This window comes from Marinococcus luteus, assembly GCF_900106595.1.
Taxonomy (GTDB): domain Bacteria; phylum Bacillota; class Bacilli; order Bacillales; family Marinococcaceae; genus Marinococcus; species Marinococcus luteus.
In genome coordinates this window covers 141,602-156,854 of the sequence record NZ_FNNC01000006.1, presented here as the reverse complement: position 1 = coordinate 156,854, position 15,253 = coordinate 141,602, and the positions used below count along the sequence as shown (strand labels likewise).

General features: G+C 46.2%; 13 protein-coding genes. 2 read left to right on the top strand and 11 right to left on the bottom strand.

What is annotated here, in order from left to right; translation table 11 throughout:
* The first annotated feature begins 247 nt into the window (after window positions 1–247).
* Window positions 248–1,684, top strand: coding sequence for a carbon starvation CstA family protein (locus BLV22_RS12620; RefSeq protein WP_091615975.1), 1,437 nt, complete (start codon window positions 248–250; stop codon window positions 1,682–1,684).
* 124 nt (window positions 1,685–1,808) lie between these two features.
* A complete protein-coding gene (locus tag BLV22_RS12615) occupies window positions 1,809–2,882 on the top strand; it encodes an FUSC family protein (protein WP_091615972.1) in 1,074 nt (357 codons plus the stop codon).
* A 33-nt stretch (window positions 2,883–2,915) separates the two neighbouring features.
* Here the strand turns inward: BLV22_RS12615 and BLV22_RS12610 are convergent, their stop codons facing one another.
* The 11 genes from BLV22_RS12610 to tagD all read right to left on the bottom strand — a co-directional run bounded on the left by BLV22_RS12610 (window position 2,916) and on the right by tagD (window position 14,976).
* Window positions 2,916–4,556, bottom strand: coding sequence for a thiamine pyrophosphate-binding protein (locus BLV22_RS12610; protein ID WP_091615969.1), 1,641 nt, complete (start codon window positions 4,554–4,556; stop codon window positions 2,916–2,918).
* A 27-nt stretch (window positions 4,557–4,583) separates the two neighbouring features.
* Window positions 4,584–7,388 carry a bifunctional diguanylate cyclase/phosphodiesterase gene (locus tag BLV22_RS12605; RefSeq protein WP_091615967.1) on the bottom strand — a complete coding sequence of 935 codons (2,805 nt, stop codon included), beginning with the start codon at window positions 7,386–7,388 and terminating at the stop codon, window positions 4,584–4,586.
* Window positions 7,389–7,560: 172 nt separating this feature from the next.
* On the bottom strand, window positions 7,561–8,496 hold the full coding sequence (locus BLV22_RS12600; protein ID WP_091615965.1) for an NADP-dependent oxidoreductase: 936 nt from the start codon (window positions 8,494–8,496) through the stop codon (window positions 7,561–7,563).
* 117 nt (window positions 8,497–8,613) lie between these two features.
* Window positions 8,614–8,961, bottom strand: coding sequence for an LPXTG cell wall anchor domain-containing protein (locus BLV22_RS12595; protein WP_176967772.1), 348 nt, complete (start codon window positions 8,959–8,961; stop codon window positions 8,614–8,616).
* A gap of 356 nt (window positions 8,962–9,317) precedes the next feature.
* Complete coding sequence (locus BLV22_RS12590) at window positions 9,318–10,253, bottom strand: alpha/beta hydrolase (protein WP_091615959.1); 936 nt, start codon at window positions 10,251–10,253, stop codon at window positions 9,318–9,320.
* Between the two features lie 14 nt (window positions 10,254–10,267).
* Window positions 10,268–10,699 (bottom strand): UPF0158 family protein, encoded by a 432-nt coding sequence (locus BLV22_RS12585; protein WP_091615956.1) that lies wholly within the window; start codon window positions 10,697–10,699, stop codon window positions 10,268–10,270.
* Between the two features lies 1 nt (window position 10,700).
* Window positions 10,701–11,288 (bottom strand): GNAT family N-acetyltransferase, encoded by a 588-nt coding sequence (locus BLV22_RS12580; protein ID WP_245724094.1) that lies wholly within the window; start codon window positions 11,286–11,288, stop codon window positions 10,701–10,703.
* Window positions 11,289–11,381: 93 nt separating this feature from the next.
* The gene (gene tagH, locus BLV22_RS12575; RefSeq protein ID WP_091615955.1) at window positions 11,382–12,188 is read right to left on the bottom strand and encodes a teichoic acids export ABC transporter ATP-binding subunit TagH; all 807 of its coding nucleotides are present in this window, start codon (window positions 12,186–12,188) and stop codon (window positions 11,382–11,384) included.
* 59 nt (window positions 12,189–12,247) lie between these two features.
* Window positions 12,248–13,057, bottom strand: a complete 810-nt coding sequence (locus BLV22_RS12570) for an ABC transporter permease (protein WP_091615952.1) — start codon at window positions 13,055–13,057, stop codon at window positions 12,248–12,250.
* A gap of 33 nt (window positions 13,058–13,090) precedes the next feature.
* The gene (locus BLV22_RS12565; RefSeq protein WP_091615949.1) at window positions 13,091–14,353 is read right to left on the bottom strand and encodes a CDP-glycerol glycerophosphotransferase family protein; all 1,263 of its coding nucleotides are present in this window, start codon (window positions 14,351–14,353) and stop codon (window positions 13,091–13,093) included.
* Window positions 14,354–14,580: 227 nt separating this feature from the next.
* Window positions 14,581–14,976, bottom strand: coding sequence for a glycerol-3-phosphate cytidylyltransferase (gene tagD, locus BLV22_RS12560; protein ID WP_022793663.1), 396 nt, complete (start codon window positions 14,974–14,976; stop codon window positions 14,581–14,583).
* Window positions 14,977–15,253 lie beyond the last annotated feature (277 nt).

The following is a 15,253-nucleotide window of genomic DNA, read 5'->3' as shown; positions in this document are numbered from 1 at the left end:
TTGTATCACCCATAGGATGCACATACTATGTTTTACCCCTGTTATAGATAAGGTCACCACATGAATGAATTTTGCTTATTTTGAGCAGGATTAAAAATCGGTTTTTATCCTAATTTTATATATTTGTTATTACTATGTGAAAAAAGTTTTGTTTTTTCCATGTAGACGATTGTCATTTTGGAAGGAACAAGTTAGAATTTATAACAATTGTTTTCTCTAGTACATTGCAGCAAAGGTGGAACGTTTTATGTTATCTTTCTTTATCGCTATTATCCTGCTAATTGCCGGCTACATCGTTTACGGATCTTTTGTGGAGAAAACGTTCGGCATCAATGACCGGAACAAAACACCTGCTTACCATAACGAAGGTCATATCGACTACTCTCCTCTCAGCTGGTGGCGCGGGAGCCTTATCCAGCTGTTAAATATTGCTGGTCTCGGGCCAATTTTCGGGGCGCTGCTCGGAGCGCTGTATGGGCCTATCGTATTTTTCTGGATCGTACTCGGCACCATTTTCGCCGGAGCCGTACACGACTATTTTTCCGGCATGCTTTCTCTTCGCCATAACGGTGCCCAGTTTCCGGGACTCGTAGGGAAGTATCTCGGGCGTCCGATGCAGAGCTTCATCAACATCGTCAGCATTTGCCTGATGATCCTTGTGGCTGCTGCATTTATCGCCGGCCCGGCCGAATTAATTGCGAGCCTGACGCCTCTCAGCTTTCTTACAGCCATTTTTGCTATTTTTGCATATTTTTTACTGGCTGCCCTGCTTCCAATTCAGCGGGTCATCGGAAAGATTTATCCTCTTTTTGGAGCGGTACTTATTTTTATGGCGGTCAGTATCGCCGGTGCTCTGGTGTTTTCAGATGTAACGATTCCAAACGTTACGCTTGCCAATCTTCATCCCGATGAACTGCCGGTATGGCCAATGGTTATGGTAACCATTTCCTGCGGTGCCATTTCCGGGTTTCACAGCACCCAGAGTCCAATTATCGCCCGCACGCTGAAAAAAGAATCAGAAGGGCGCAAGGTGTTTTACGGAGCTATGATTGCCGAAGGCATCATTACCCTTATTTGGGCCGCAGCCGGCATGGCCTTCTTTGGAGGCACCAGCGGGCTCCAGGCAGCCATAGCCGCCGGGGGTCCGGCCGGCGCTGTGAACGAAATTTCCACGAGCCTTCTTGGCACCCTCGGCGGGGTACTTGCTGTTCTTGGCGTTATTTTGCTTCCTATTACGACAGGCGACACTGCCCTTCGTTCTTCACGGATGATGCTTGCAGAGCTCGTGGCAAACGCTGTATCCCTAAAAGGAAAGCCGCTTTTAATTCTTACTATTATTCCGGTCGTTATCCCGGCCCTGTTTTTATCCATGATCGATTACTCGTTTTTGTGGAGATATGTAGGCTGGACCAATCAACTCGTCGCTACCGTGATGCTCTGGACCGGCTGCATGTACCTGCTTTATGCCGGCAAAAACCATTTCATCTGCGGCGTGCCGGCGATGTTTATGACAGCCGTCGTCTGCTCCTACATCTTTTACGCCCCGGAAGGACTCGGTCTTCCGTACGGCCTTTCCATGACGATCGGAGCCGTGCTGACTGTGTTCGTGCTTGCCTGGTATGTCTTTAAAGTAATCTCCGTCAAACGGCAGGCTGCATATGAACAGGTCGAAAAATCTATCTAGAACTTCTGGCTGCCTGCTTGTCTGCGGGCAGCTCTTTTTATTGCAGGAGAGGCTGATGAAAACGCTGCATGTTCATGCTACACTAAATACAGACGTGAAATTTTTATAAAGAAGGCGGCTTGCCATGCACTACTGGAGAAAAATTAAGCGGCGGTTCATTGGCGGCAGACTGATTAAAACCGGCATAGCTGTTCTGCTCACTGCCTTTGTATGCGGCATTTTTGACCTCCCGCAGGCTTTCGCCGTTATTACAGCCATTGTAACCCTTGAACCGACAGCAGCTGCTTCCATACGTAAAGGCGCCCAGCGGCTTCCAGCCACCGTCATTGGGGCGGCTCTCGCGATGATTACCGTTTATCTATTCGGACCGACCCCGGTAACGTATATGATTGCTTCTGTGTTAACACTTTATTTCTGTAATATACTGCGGCTCCGGGACGGGATGCTCGTCGCAACGATTACGGCAGTGGCGATGATTCCCACAGCGAGCGATCATTATTTTTTAACTTTTGTGGAACGTGTCGGTACGACGTTTATCGGCCTTGCGATCTCTACAGTTATTAATTTAACGATTCTGCCTCCAAAATTTTCTTCTTTGCTCGCGGAACAGAATCGCAAAATGTTCGTGGAGACCGCTGAAATTTTTGAGCTTCGGCTTGAAGAAGTAATGAACGGCCGGCGTCCTTCTGCACAGGTAATGGAAAAATATCATCAGCTCGAAAGTGACCTGGAGCGGGCGATCCAGCTTTCTTATTACCAGCAGGAAGAATGGAAATACCATAAGAAAAAGGATACAGAGGTAAGAAGGTTCACCCGGGAGCAGCGACAGCTCCATTTTTTAGAGCGCATAAGCTATCATATTAATCGTTTATTTAATTTCGAAACAGATGACTGCACGTTTACGAAAGAAGAGGTCCAGCTGATTGGCGAAATTATTCCAGCGATGTCACAAACGATTCATCACTTCGGGGAACGCATCTCTGATGAGCAGTTCAGGCTGATTGAACGTCTTGACCGGTGCTTCTGGAAAAAACGCCAGCATGCATCGCGGCCGAACATAAAAAAATATCACCACCATTTTTCTACAGACGTTATTATTATCTTCGCCCTCTTGTCTATTCACGATGTCCTCGAAGAGCTCGAAGAACTTCATTTTCCCGAACAGCCCGAGCAACAGCAGACGCCCCGGCCTTCATAAGGCACGGGGCGCTTCATTTATTAGTGTTTCTTTTTAGGATTTGCTGAAGGAGGATAAAAATTTCACCCTGTCTCCCATTGGAGGCGTCTGTTCATCAATAAGCTGGATTTCCAGCACAGCCGGGCAATTGTCTGAACAGAGACTTTCGTAAAGCTCGGGGGTAATATCATCCATGGAACGGACCGTGGCATATTTTACTCCCATCTGTTCTGCGATAGCTGCCACCGGTACCATCGACTGTTCAAAACGGTCATGCATTCTTCCATACTGAAGCCGGTGTCCGTGATACACCATGCCGAGCCTTGCGTTATTCATCACGATAAAAAGAATAGGCAACTGATATTCTTTGGCGGTCAGCACTTCCATCCCATGCATAAAAAAGCATCCATCTCCCGTAATACTTGTAACAGGACGATTCGGTTCGGCGAGCTTTGCTCCAAGCGCATTGGAAATCCCCGAGCCCATGGCACCAAAATGAACGTTGATGTCATACGTGTCCGGTTTTTTCACTTCCATGTAGTGAATCACATAACTCATAAACTCTCCAATATCCACTGTAAAAAGCGTATCCTCCGGCATATGGGACTGGAGCTGTTGAAGCACACTCTGGGTATCGTATTTTTCATTTACTGGTTTTGGCGAAACGTCTGGCCGCTGAAGCTCTGCTTCCTCCGCTGCCGGGAGGCGAAGCCGTGTGTTTATTTCCCCAATAGTGGTACGCACGTCTCCGAGCAGAGAAATATCCACTTTATATTTGCGGTCAAATACCGTCGGATCATGGTCGAGCTGAATCACAAAACGATCAGCAGCCAAAGCCGGATTCCAGTTATTCGTAGCCGTTTCCCCGAGACTCGATCCTATAACAAATATAATGGAATGATCGCTGTCTTCCATTACTTCCGTAGCTGTTTCGTGACCGGCAAAGCCGTATACCCCACGTGCATTTGGGTGGTCCGTCGGAACAAGCCCTTTAGCCTGCGGTGTAGTAACGACCGGCCAGTCCAAATAATCCACCAGATTCATGACCTCAGGCAAGGCATCTTTTGCTCCCTGGCCAAGGAAAATGATTCCCTGACGATCGCTTGAGAGTATCCGGATGGCTTCCGATACATTGCTTTCCACTGGAGACAGCCGGCGCTTCGCCGGGTATTCGAGCAGTTCAGTGTTCCCTTCGAGCATAGATAATTGAATATTGATCGGGATCGCTACGTGCACTGGTCCGGGTATACCGGCGAATGCTTTGCATACCGCCTCCTTAAACACTTCGCGTACTTCATGGATACTTTCCACCCGCCGGCTGTATTTTGTCACCGGAGTAAACATCGGAACGACATCAAGCTCCTGGGAAGCATTCAAGCCAACCGTCGATGTTGGTACAGAGCCGGTAATAAAAAGCACGGGAGTCTGTTCTCTCATTGCATTCGCTGCTCCGGAAAGAAGGTTGGTTGCCCCGGGTCCGCTGCTTGCTATACATACCCCCAGCTTATCCGAACGCTTCGCGTAGGCGGAAGCCATATAGCCTGCCGCACCTTCATGCTTTGTAATAACCGGTGTAATTTCGCCATGCTCATACATTTTATCAAAAAGAGCGTTTACCGATCCCGCCGGAATACCAAAAACATAGTCCAGTCCACCCTGCCGCAAATAATCAATTATCCACTGAGCTGCTTTCATTCTGTTTTATCCCCCCACTAATTTTTACTATTTATTACAAAATTCAGGAATTTCACTTGCCTGTACTGGTTTACTATACAGGAAACCCTGAACTAAATCACATTTATTCGCCTGCAAAAATTTCTGCTGTTCAAGCATTTCCACCCCTTCGGCGATCACGTGAAGGTTCAGACTGTGAGCAAGAGCAATAATCGTAGTTGTAATAGGGGCTGAGCTGTTTTCTGCTTTAATGTCATCAATAAACACTTTATCAATTTTGAGTGTATCAATTGGAAATTCCCTGAGATACTGCAGTGAACAATAGCCGGTGCCAAAATCGTCTATTGAAATACGGACGCCAATGTTTTTCAGCCTTTTCATGGTCGTGACTGTCTCTTCAGTATTCAGCAGCAGTGTATTTTCCGTAATCTCAATTTCTAAAAATTCGGGGGCAAGCTCCGTTCGGGCAAGTACCTCTTTCACGGTTTCGACCAGGCATTCCCGCTGAAACTGCTGCGCGGAAATATTTACCGCTACACGCAGGCTGCAGAGCCCCTGCTCCTGCCAGCTTTTCGCCTGAGAGCAGGCCTCTTCCAAAATCCATTCGCCGATCGAAGTGATTAAACCGGTATCTTCAGCCATAGGAATGAATTCTGAAGGAGATATTTTCCCGTAGAGTGGATGATTCCAACGCACAAGTGCTTCCACACCGATGACGACGTTTTTACTTAAACGCACCTGCGGCTGGTAGAACAGTTCAAGTTCATTGTTTTCAAGCGCCCGGTATAAATCATTTTCAAGCCGGATTTTTTTCATGTCCGGCCCCATCTGCTCGGACGAAAACGCCCGGTACGTATTTCCGTTCATTTCTTTCGCTTTATGCATGGCCGAGTTGGCATTCTGGATCAAATCATCTGCCAAATGACCGTCCAGCGGGAAGAAGCTGATACCGATGCTCGGTTTTACATACACTTCTTCCCCTTCGAGATAAAACGGATTGCGGAATACGCGCAGAATCTGTTCTGCGATCGTTGTTGCCTGCACCATATTTTCAAGCCGCGGGAGAATTAAAATAAACTCGTCTCCTCCCTGGCGGGCCACAGTCGCTGCACCGCTAACCATTTCCTGCAGGCGGTAGGCAACTTCAGTTAATAATTCGTCTCCTCCAGCATGGCCGAAACGGTCATTGATCTGCTTAAAACGGTCCAGATCGAGAAATAATACAGCAATTTCCTGATCATGCTCTTTGGCTTCCCGGATCGTCTGACTCAGACGATCGTGCACGAGCATCCGGTTCGGAAGACCGGTCGTGCCATCATAGTACGCGTAGTATTCAATCCGCTGCTCCATTTCTTTTCGTACCGTAACGTCTCTGACCGTCAATACGTACCCCACCACTATGCCTTCTTCAATCTGGCTCGAAAGAGTATATTCAAGCGTTACCAGTCCTTTTTCAGGATGGCTCATATACGCTTCCCCACTCACAGGCTGCATGGAATCCGACTCCAGATAAGAGGCAAAAATATCGGACAGGGCACCCTCCTCATTTTCTACATGCTCAAGAATCTCATCGTAGGACTCGATGCTGTGAAATAGCTGGGTGTCTGTTTCAAGCATATGTTCAGCTGCTTCATTGGAAAACATGACGGTGCCTTCCAGCGAAAAGCCGATAATGCCTTCATCCACCGTATTCATAATCAGCTCTTTTTCCGTATTGATTTTGCGCATCTCCAAAATCAGCCTCTGGAGCTCTTCATTTTTGCTTTGTATTTCTTCGGTCCTCCGGGCGATGATGCTTTCCTGGCTTTCGAGGTTGTATAAATGAATCAGCACAGGCGCAGTGGCATTAACGATGGATTCCACCCGACGCTGCTGGGCTTTTGTATACTCGGCCGGCTGTCCGCCGATATGAGCGATTACAATCACGCCAAGAACACGGCCGACAGAAATCATCGGTACCATAAAAATACTCTTGATATTAAACACATCGCAGATTTTCTGAAATATCCTGTTTTCTTCTGCAACATCTTCGACAAACAGCGGCTGTTTTGTTTGAACGACCTGCTGAAAAAGCTTGTCGTTCGTCTGATCCATCTGCATCTGCTCGTGAATGTTTAACCATTCACCCTGTTCAAAGTCGCTTCTGCGGCTGAGTTTTGAAGGTATGACTGTTTCTTTGGAAACAGGATCAATGATGTGAAGACTCACATTATGATTGTTTAGTTCATCGCCGATATGACTAAAGCAGACATCGATCGCCGAGTCAGACGTCTGTGAATGGGCAAGCTGTTCCATAACCTCGATAAGCGTTTGCTTTTCATGCAGCAGTTCCTCAATGTTATGCATCGCCTGGCTGTTGCGAATAGCTACAGCAGCCATGTGTACATAAGCTTCCACTGTTTCAATTTCAGATTCTGTTAAATTCATTGGTATCCCGTAGTCAAACAAATATACGAGTCCGAATAATTCGTCACCGTGGGATATTGGCACTGTAAGCACCGACCGGATCTGGAAGAAATCAACTGTTCTGGCGTCCGGCCTGTCATCTTTGGACGTATCAGCAATATAGATGGACTTCCGGGATTCGATCACCTCGCGGGCCAGATGGTCCACCTGTGGATCGACCAAGTGCTGGTCTATAGTCATGCCGCTCAGCACTTCCGGCTTGCTGACATAGCCTCTGTAACGCTCCCTGTCTTCCGGGAGATAAATACCAACCGCATCGCATTGGATAATTTCTTCTGATATAGCTGTTACGACGTGTTCAAGAAGTGTTTTAATGTCTAAATTAGCATTAATCAGTCGTGTAATCCTAGCAAGACGCGTATAACGATTGTGTTGTCCGTTTGACATCGAATCGCCCCTGTCTGTCAATGATTCCTAAGCTTTTATCTATATTATGCACTAATATTTCAATAGCAGGAAAATTTTTTCTTTATTAAAGTCCTATTTTTTCTCTGCTATCCCCCTGTTATGTAGAGGCCGTTCCGTTTCCCGCAGGAAACAGAAACGCCTCATTAGATCTCTAGCGGACCTTAATGACTATTTTACCACGGGCACGTCCTTCTTCGCTCTCTTTATGTGCTGCCCGAAGACCTTTTTCTGAAAATTTGTGCTTGCTGTTAATTTCCACACGCAATGCACCTTTATTATACAGTGATGTTAAACGCCGGAGCTTTTCGCCTTCTTCCTGCAGCCATACAAATCCGGCAGTAATACCGGCTTCTTCTGCTTTTTCCTGAGAAGGCGGGGCAGCAACCGAAGCAAATCTTCCACCGGTGCGTAGCACGCGGAAGCTTTCCTCATGGACACTTTCTCCCACTGTATCTAATACCATATCATAGTCTGAAAGTATATCCACTACATTCTCTTCTTCATAATTGATCGCCACATCGGCGCCCATCTGCTTCAAAAATTCCTGATTTCTGCCGCTTGCTGTAGCCGCTACGTAGGCTCCCACATCTTTAGCTACCTGTATCGCAAAATGGCCGACGCCGCCGGATCCACCCTGAATAAGCACTTTGCTGCCTTCAGTGATTTCTCCAAATTCGAGCAGGCACTGCTGGGCGGTCATCCCGGCGAGCGGAATCCCGGCTGCCTCTTCATAGGACATAGGCTCAGGAATGGCTACTAACAGGTTTTCATCCACTAATGTCTGTTCTGCATAAGTACCGCGTCCCGTTAATTTCGGCCGCGCAAACACTCTGTCTCCTGGCCCGAAGGCAGTGACATCTTTTCCTGCTGTGCGGACGACGCCTGCTACATCCCATCCCAAAATGATAGGAAATTCGAAAGGGATGTCATCTTTCATGTACCCTTCCCGCAGTTTCCAGTCAAGCGGGTTGATGGAAGTAGCGTACACATCCACGAGCACCTGTCTGTCCCCGGGTGTTTCCGCTTCCATTTCTTTTTCCACAAGTTGTTCAGCACTTCCGTATTGTTCAATGACAATTGCTTTCATTATGAGCCTCCTCTCCTATATTCCTCATACCTTTTACTCCTTTAAATGAAACACGTAATAAAATGACCGCTGTATCTAAGAGCACAGCGGTCAGGGAACAGGATATGTGAATATTTATTAGTGAGACGCTGCCCGTCTGCGTACAAGTAAAAGAGCTCCCAGTCCGGCTACTGCTGTTCCCGCTAAAGCCCAGGCTGGTTGATTTGTAGATGTTTCCGGCATTTCGCCGCCTTCTTCTGCAGATTCTTCAGTCATATTTTCATCAGAAGCTTCTGTGGAAGCAGCTTCTTCTTCTGTAGTCGTTTCTTCTGTAGTGCCTTCGTCGGAGGAATAGGATTCTTCTTCTGTCACGCCTTCTTCCGTAGTAGAAGCCGTATCTTCTGAAGTGTCAGCGGAGGAACTGTTATCTGTAGATTCTGTTGGTTCACCGTTGTTTGAGACTGCGGCGTCAAATTCACTTTCCATGCCTTCCGTCAAATTTTCACATGGTAAGTTATCGTTGTCTGGCCCGTAATTATTATCTTCCCAAAAGGCCAAAACTTCTTCCCCGTCACTAAAGTCCGAACAGTTTTCATCGTCCGCTCACACAGGTGCAGTGATCCCCAATGAAATTACCCCTGCGCTGAATAGACTCACCAACAATTTTTTCGACACACAAATTCTTCCTTGTTTAAGTACATATACCTATTCCCTACTATTATCTTAGGCGATAATTTGTGAAATAACAATGCTTTTTTGTATTATATGTAAATTCAATTTACATATAATACAAAAATCCCCCTGTATACTTTTATACAGGAGGCATCTCTTTTTATTTTCATTTATTCCGCCAGCACGTCTTTAACCGGTTCTAACGCAGCGAGAAGCTCTTCATCAACCTCTGGAAACGCTCTGGTCCAATGCAGAAAACCGTGAATCATACCTTCTGCCCGGCGTAGGCTTACCTGTCCGCCGTCCTGATCAATAGCTTTGGCGAATGCCTCCCCTTCGTCCCGAAGCACGTCGTTTTCAGCAGTAACGATATGAGTAGGCGGAAGTTCACCAAGGCGTTCAAAGGCAAGCGGAGCGAGATATGGATTCTCCTCATCTTCTCCATCAGCATACTGTTCCATAAACCATTCCAGGTCCCGGAGCGGCAGACCGTATCCTCCAGCAAACATATCAACCGAAGGAAAATCGTGCTCTCCGCTGACACTTGGATAAAAAAGCAGCAGTGAGGCCACCTTTGGGCCGTTTTCTTTCAGCGCACGTATAGCGGTCACAGCTGCCAAGTTGCCACCGGCACTGTCTCCGGCCAGAGCGGTCCTTTCCGTGTCCAGCTGATGCGGCTCCGCATTTTCCACCAGCCATAGCAGCGCATTGTATGCATCCTTGGGCGCTGCTGGAAACGGATGCTCCGGTGCAAGCCGGTAATCCACGCTCACCACTGCGCAATCCGACTCTTTGGCAATGGCGCGGCAGATGTGATCGTGGGTCCCAATATTTCCAATCACAAATCCGCCGCCGTGATAATAGACAATGGTCGGGTAGCGGTCCATCTCGGTATCCGGATAATAAATCCGGAGCGGTATTTCCCCGTATTCCCCGGTAGTCATTACGTCCCGAATCCCGCCGGCTTCATCGACGTTGACGTGTGATGTAATAACGTCAATACTGTCATTAAATTGGCCACGGGCCTCGACCGGCGTCAGCTCGTGCATCTGCATCATACTTTCCTGCTCTTCTAAAATTGCCTGCAATTCTTCGTGCACAGCCATATTATCTGCCCCGCTTACTCATCTGCTGCATGGATTGCGTGCTTTTCATTCAGTTCGTTGTAATCTAGCTGAAGCAACTGCAGCCAATCCTGCACGTATTTTTTGGCATTGTCCCGTTCGAACTGCTCCCATTCATTTTCGAGTCCGAATTCTTCCACCTGTTTTTCGAAAGATAAAAAGCGGTCCTCTTCTTCCAATGCTTTTTGCAGGGACTGCTCTTTATTCTCCGGCTGCTTCGAGGCAAAGTCCTGCATCAGCCGTGTACTTTCCGCTTTTGTAATCGTCGGGATAGCCACCAGATTCGCACTTTCCTCCGAACTCCAGGAAAGCGGCGTATCTTCTGATACTGTTTCTACAAATACGAGCCCGAGCTTTTTATCCAAAACGAACATAAACTCATCAAACTGCTGCAGATATGCTTCTACTAAATCATCCATCAATGCCATATTATTCGTGCCCCTTTTTCTTGAATTCAATTCTTTCCGTTAATTTCGCTTTTACCTCCGGCCATTCCTCTTTTATAATGCTGTAAACAGCCGCATTGCGCACACGTCCATCCGGCAGTTTGCGCTCATTACGCAGAATACCTTCTTCGAAGGCGCCCAGTTTTTGAATGGCTTTTCTGGCGGCTTTGTTCTGTTCATCTGTTTTAAACTGTACACGAACAACCCCCAGGGTTTCAAACGCATATGTGAGAAGTAAATATTTGCATTCCGTATTTACGCCGGTAGAGCGCACACTTTCACTGTAATACGTCGATCCAATCTCTGCCGTTTTCCGCCGCGGGGAAATATCATAAAGCCTGGTCGATCCAACAATTGCCCCGTCCCTCTTACGTTTCACAATAAAAGGCATCGTATCTCCCTGCTGATGCAGCTTCAGTGCTTCTTCGACAATCAGCTTCATATCATGTTTATTATGCATCTTTCTCGTCATATATGTCCAATTGGACGGTTCTGAAGCGACTTCAAACAGTGAATCTGTATGTTTTTCCTGCAGCAATTCCAAATCAAACTGCTCTCCTGTTAACCGCAATGTATTGGCTCCATTCCCTTTAATCGGATGTGTTTATCATATCACTCCAGGCTTTAAGCCAAAAGCAAAAAGCAGCACCACCCGGGATGCTGCTTACTGCGTTACTGCCCGGACAGCGCTCTGCTTTTCAAAGCCCCGGTTCCGGAATGCTTTTTTCTCTTTCGGGGTAAAAGCATTGTATTCTTTAAGGAAGTCTTCGTATTGTTTTAAAATTTCGGAGGCTTCTCCTTCAGCTTTTATTTCTCCAAATTCAAGCCACAGTATTTTGTTGCAGAATTCTTTCATCTGCGTCAGCGAATGGCTGACAAAAAACATCGTTTTCCCGCGCTGCTTGAATTCGTGCATTTTATCCAGGCATTTTTGAGCAAAGGCTTTATCCCCCACTGATAAAGCTTCGTCTACAATAAAAATATCCGGATTTACAGTGATCGAAATGGCGAAGCCAAGTCTTGACTTCATGCCGCTTGAATACGATTTTACCGGCTGGTCAATGAACTGTTCAAGCTCGGAAAATTCGATAATAGCCGGTTCCATCTCCCGGATTTTCCGCTTGGAAAATCCGAGCATCAAGCATTTCAGCTCGATGTTTTCCCGCCCGGAGAGCTTTCCGTTCAGCCCGGTGGAAACAGAGATCATCGCAGCTTCCCCATTCGTCTTTACCGATCCCTTCGTTGGCGGAATTGTCCCGGAAATAATATTGGAAAGAGTTGATTTTCCGGAACCGTTGACACCTACGAGCCCAATGATATCCCCTTTGTCTGCTTTAAACGAAACATTATGCAGAGCGTAAAATTCTTCCCCGTAGCTTTTTGGCAGAAGCAGGTCCTTCAGCCGCTCGGCATGCGTATCATACAGCTTATATTTTTTTGAAACATTTTTGACTACGACGGATTTTTTCATTTGTTCTCCCCCGTCTCTATCCTCATTGTGTGATTTATAAAACTATCCGTACTGCCCGTTTACAGAAAATCCACAAAGTGCCGGCGGAAGCGCACGTGCAGCACGGCTCCAATACTGAAAAGCACAAAAACCAATGCCCAGAAATAAAGGGTGTAGCTGGCATTTGTGATAAAGTACCATTCCCCGTAAAAGAAGCTTGCCCTGTATCCTTCCACCAGGTAGTACATCGGGTTGATTTTCATCACAGGAATCAGCCAGTCAGGCAGCCGGTTATCCATCGGCCACAGTATCGGGGTTAAATACAAAAACACCCGGATCGAAGATTGAATAAATACTTGAAAATCCCGGACAATCACCGTGAGCGTGGAGGTGATCATTACCACGCTGATCACAAGCAGAATAGCTGCCACAAGAAAATACGGAATTTGAAGATAATACACGCTGACCGGATGTCCGGCAAACTGCATGTAAACAATCGTAATCGCAAGCAGCGCCAAATGTGGAAAGAGTCTTGAGATCACCACATAGGCCGGAATGATGCTTGTTGGAAAATTCATTTTGGAAATCATTTTTATCTTAGAAAAAATAGCTTTTGATCCGTTGGTTACTCCCGGCTGGATAAAAAACCACAAAATAATGCCCGCAAGCATCCAGGTAAGAAAAGGAATGCCATCCACATCGCTCCGCTGGCGGATCCCGTAGCCAAAAGCAAACCAATAGATGGCGATAAACAGAAGCGGACTGATGATTTCCCAGAAGGAACCAAGGTAATTGCTTTTGTTTTTAATTTTAGTTTCATACACCGCCAGCCGGTTGATCAGCGGAATGCTCGTCCATAATTCTTTCGCCACGGTTCGTACTGCATTCATATTGTTTCCCTCTTTTATCCTCTGCCCAACTGATTAATTTGCGTTGAACACTTTTTCCACCACACGTTTGGCCGCATAGCCGTCTTCCCACTGATTGAACTGTTCTTCAAAATCGGCAACCTCTTTATGGTAACGTTCCCGAATGGTGCTGCTGTTTTCTACTTCTTCAATGATTTCTTCGGTATTCATCACAAGCGGTCCCGGGGCTTCCTGCTCAAAGTCAAAATAGAAGCCGCGCAGCTTATCCCGGTAGCTCTCGATGTCATACGTATAAAATATCATCGGGCGCTTTAAAATGCCATAATCAAACATCACAGAAGAATAATCTGTAATCAGCACATCACTGACCACGTAAAGATCCCGGATGTCTTCATACGCAGAAGCATCAATCGCAAAATCCTCGTACCCGGTAACATCCAGATGATCAGACACGAGGTAATGCAGACGCAGAAGCAGTACGTACTCGTCTCCGAGGCGCCTGCGCATTTCCTCGAGATCCATCGAAAGGGTAAATTTGTATTTCCCAATAAAATAGTATTCATTGTCCCGCCATGTTGGAGCATACAGGATGACCTTTTTCCCTTCCGGAATGCCGAGATTTTCCTTGATCTGTTCGACGTCCGAATGCGAATAATGATGAAGATAGTCATTTCTTGGATATCCGGTTTCAAGCAGATTATGCCTGAATTCAAACGCCCTCCGGAAAATCTGGGCGGAATAAGGATTCGGGGCTACAAGATAGTCCCAGCGTCCGGCTTCAAAAAGGAAGTTCCTTTTATATTTTTCTGTCGTAGTACCCGGCATAGTCACTTCATTCATATCTTTGGCGAGTTTTTTGAGCGGGGTGCCGTGCCACGTTTGAATATAAACCGTTTTGTCCGGCTTCGGAATCCATTTTGGCAGCCGGCTGTTAAACACCCAGTACCTGGCACGCATCAAAACAATAAACCAGCGGAAAGAAAAGCGTTTGATTGTCTTGAGGCCCCGTTCATCAAAAAGCTCTTTGTACCGGTGGTCAATGCTCCAGTAAAACCGGAGCTTGGGATAATCCTGCTGCATTTGTTCATAAATCGCACGCGGGTTACAGCTGTACTGTTTGCCGAAAAAGCTTTCAAAAACAATAATGTTTTCGTTTTTAGGGAGCTTTCCCAGCACCGATAGAACCGCTTTATAGAAATTTTTGCCGTTGCGCAGCCTTTTAATTTTTTTCCATCGTTTCGTTACCCGTTTTTTCGCATTTTTCCAGGAGCGTTTAAATTTCTTTTTGTATTTTTTCGTCCATTTCTTTTTTGCCATTATCGTCCCTCAATTTTTTAAAAGTTCGTATTTTGGATGCTTTGCAGCGCATCTTGTTCCATTCTATCAAAAAAGAGCTTAACAAAAACGACAAACTTACAAAACAGGTTTAAGTTTTTGTAAATCATTGTTAATTTTGATGGCAACAAAAAAAGGGAGAGAACATCTCTCCCTCCCCGGCTGCTCAGGTTCTCCGCTTAGGCAGGCGAAGCCTCTTTGAGTGAAGATTAATAGTTTACGAGCAGTAATTCTTTTTTGATTTTCGTCGTCGAGATGTCAGCAGTACGCGGCAGATAAACTACTTCACAGTACGGGCGGAGGAAATCGAATTTTCCGTGCCAGTCGTCACCCATCACAAAGGTAGTAATGTCGTGGTCGAGTACGTCGTCGATTTTCTGCTCCCAGTTTTCTTCCGGGATGACTTCATCTACATAGCGAACCGCTTCCAAAATCAGCTTACGCTGTTCATACGTGTAGTATGCTTTTTTGGATTTCAAGTCATTGAATTCGTCTGTCGATATTGCTACCACCAAATAATCTCCAAGCTCTTTAGCTCTGCGAAGAAGATTAATATGCCCCCAATGCAGCAAATCGAACGTGCCGTAAGTCAATACTTTTTTCATAGTAGTGCCCCCCTGTATTCCGTTAATTTTACTCTGTATTTTATTCTTCTACACAAATAATTTTCTCAACAAATTCTTCATTAAAAATTTACATTTATCAACTTGACGCGTTAATTGTAACACATATACCCTGCCAAATATGTCGTCTAATCATGGGAAGTGGAAGGAACTTTCTATAAAACTATGTGACAACCATGACAACCTTCACATTTTTTCACATATTTAAAGATATTTTAATATAGTTTATGGGCTGATCTGCCCCGCAAAAAACGGAGCA

Coding starts and splice junctions, on each gene's coding strand:
- BLV22_RS12620 (WP_091615975.1), top strand. CDS start 248: ATGTTATCTTTCTTTATCGCTATTATCCTGCTAATTGCCGGCTACATC.
- BLV22_RS12615 (WP_091615972.1), top strand. CDS start 1,809: ATGCACTACTGGAGAAAAATTAAGCGGCGGTTCATTGGCGGCAGACTG.
- BLV22_RS12610 (WP_091615969.1), bottom strand. CDS start 4,556: ATGAAAGCAGCTCAGTGGATAATTGATTATTTGCGGCAGGGTGGACTG.
- BLV22_RS12605 (WP_091615967.1), bottom strand. CDS start 7,388: ATGTCAAACGGACAACACAATCGTTATACGCGTCTTGCTAGGATTACA.
- BLV22_RS12600 (WP_091615965.1), bottom strand. CDS start 8,496: ATGAAAGCAATTGTCATTGAACAATACGGAAGTGCTGAACAACTTGTG.
- BLV22_RS12595 (WP_176967772.1), bottom strand. CDS start 8,961: ATGGAAAGTGAATTTGACGCCGCAGTCTCAAACAACGGTGAACCAACA.
- BLV22_RS12590 (WP_091615959.1), bottom strand. CDS start 10,253: ATGGCTGTGCACGAAGAATTGCAGGCAATTTTAGAAGAGCAGGAAAGT.
- BLV22_RS12585 (WP_091615956.1), bottom strand. CDS start 10,699: ATGGCATTGATGGATGATTTAGTAGAAGCATATCTGCAGCAGTTTGAT.
- tagH (WP_091615955.1), bottom strand. CDS start 12,188: ATGAAAAAATCCGTCGTAGTCAAAAATGTTTCAAAAAAATATAAGCTG.
- BLV22_RS12570 (WP_091615952.1), bottom strand. CDS start 13,057: ATGAATGCAGTACGAACCGTGGCGAAAGAATTATGGACGAGCATTCCG.
- BLV22_RS12565 (WP_091615949.1), bottom strand. CDS start 14,353: ATGGCAAAAAAGAAATGGACGAAAAAATACAAAAAGAAATTTAAACGC.
- tagD (WP_022793663.1), bottom strand. CDS start 14,976: ATGAAAAAAGTATTGACTTACGGCACGTTCGATTTGCTGCATTGGGGG.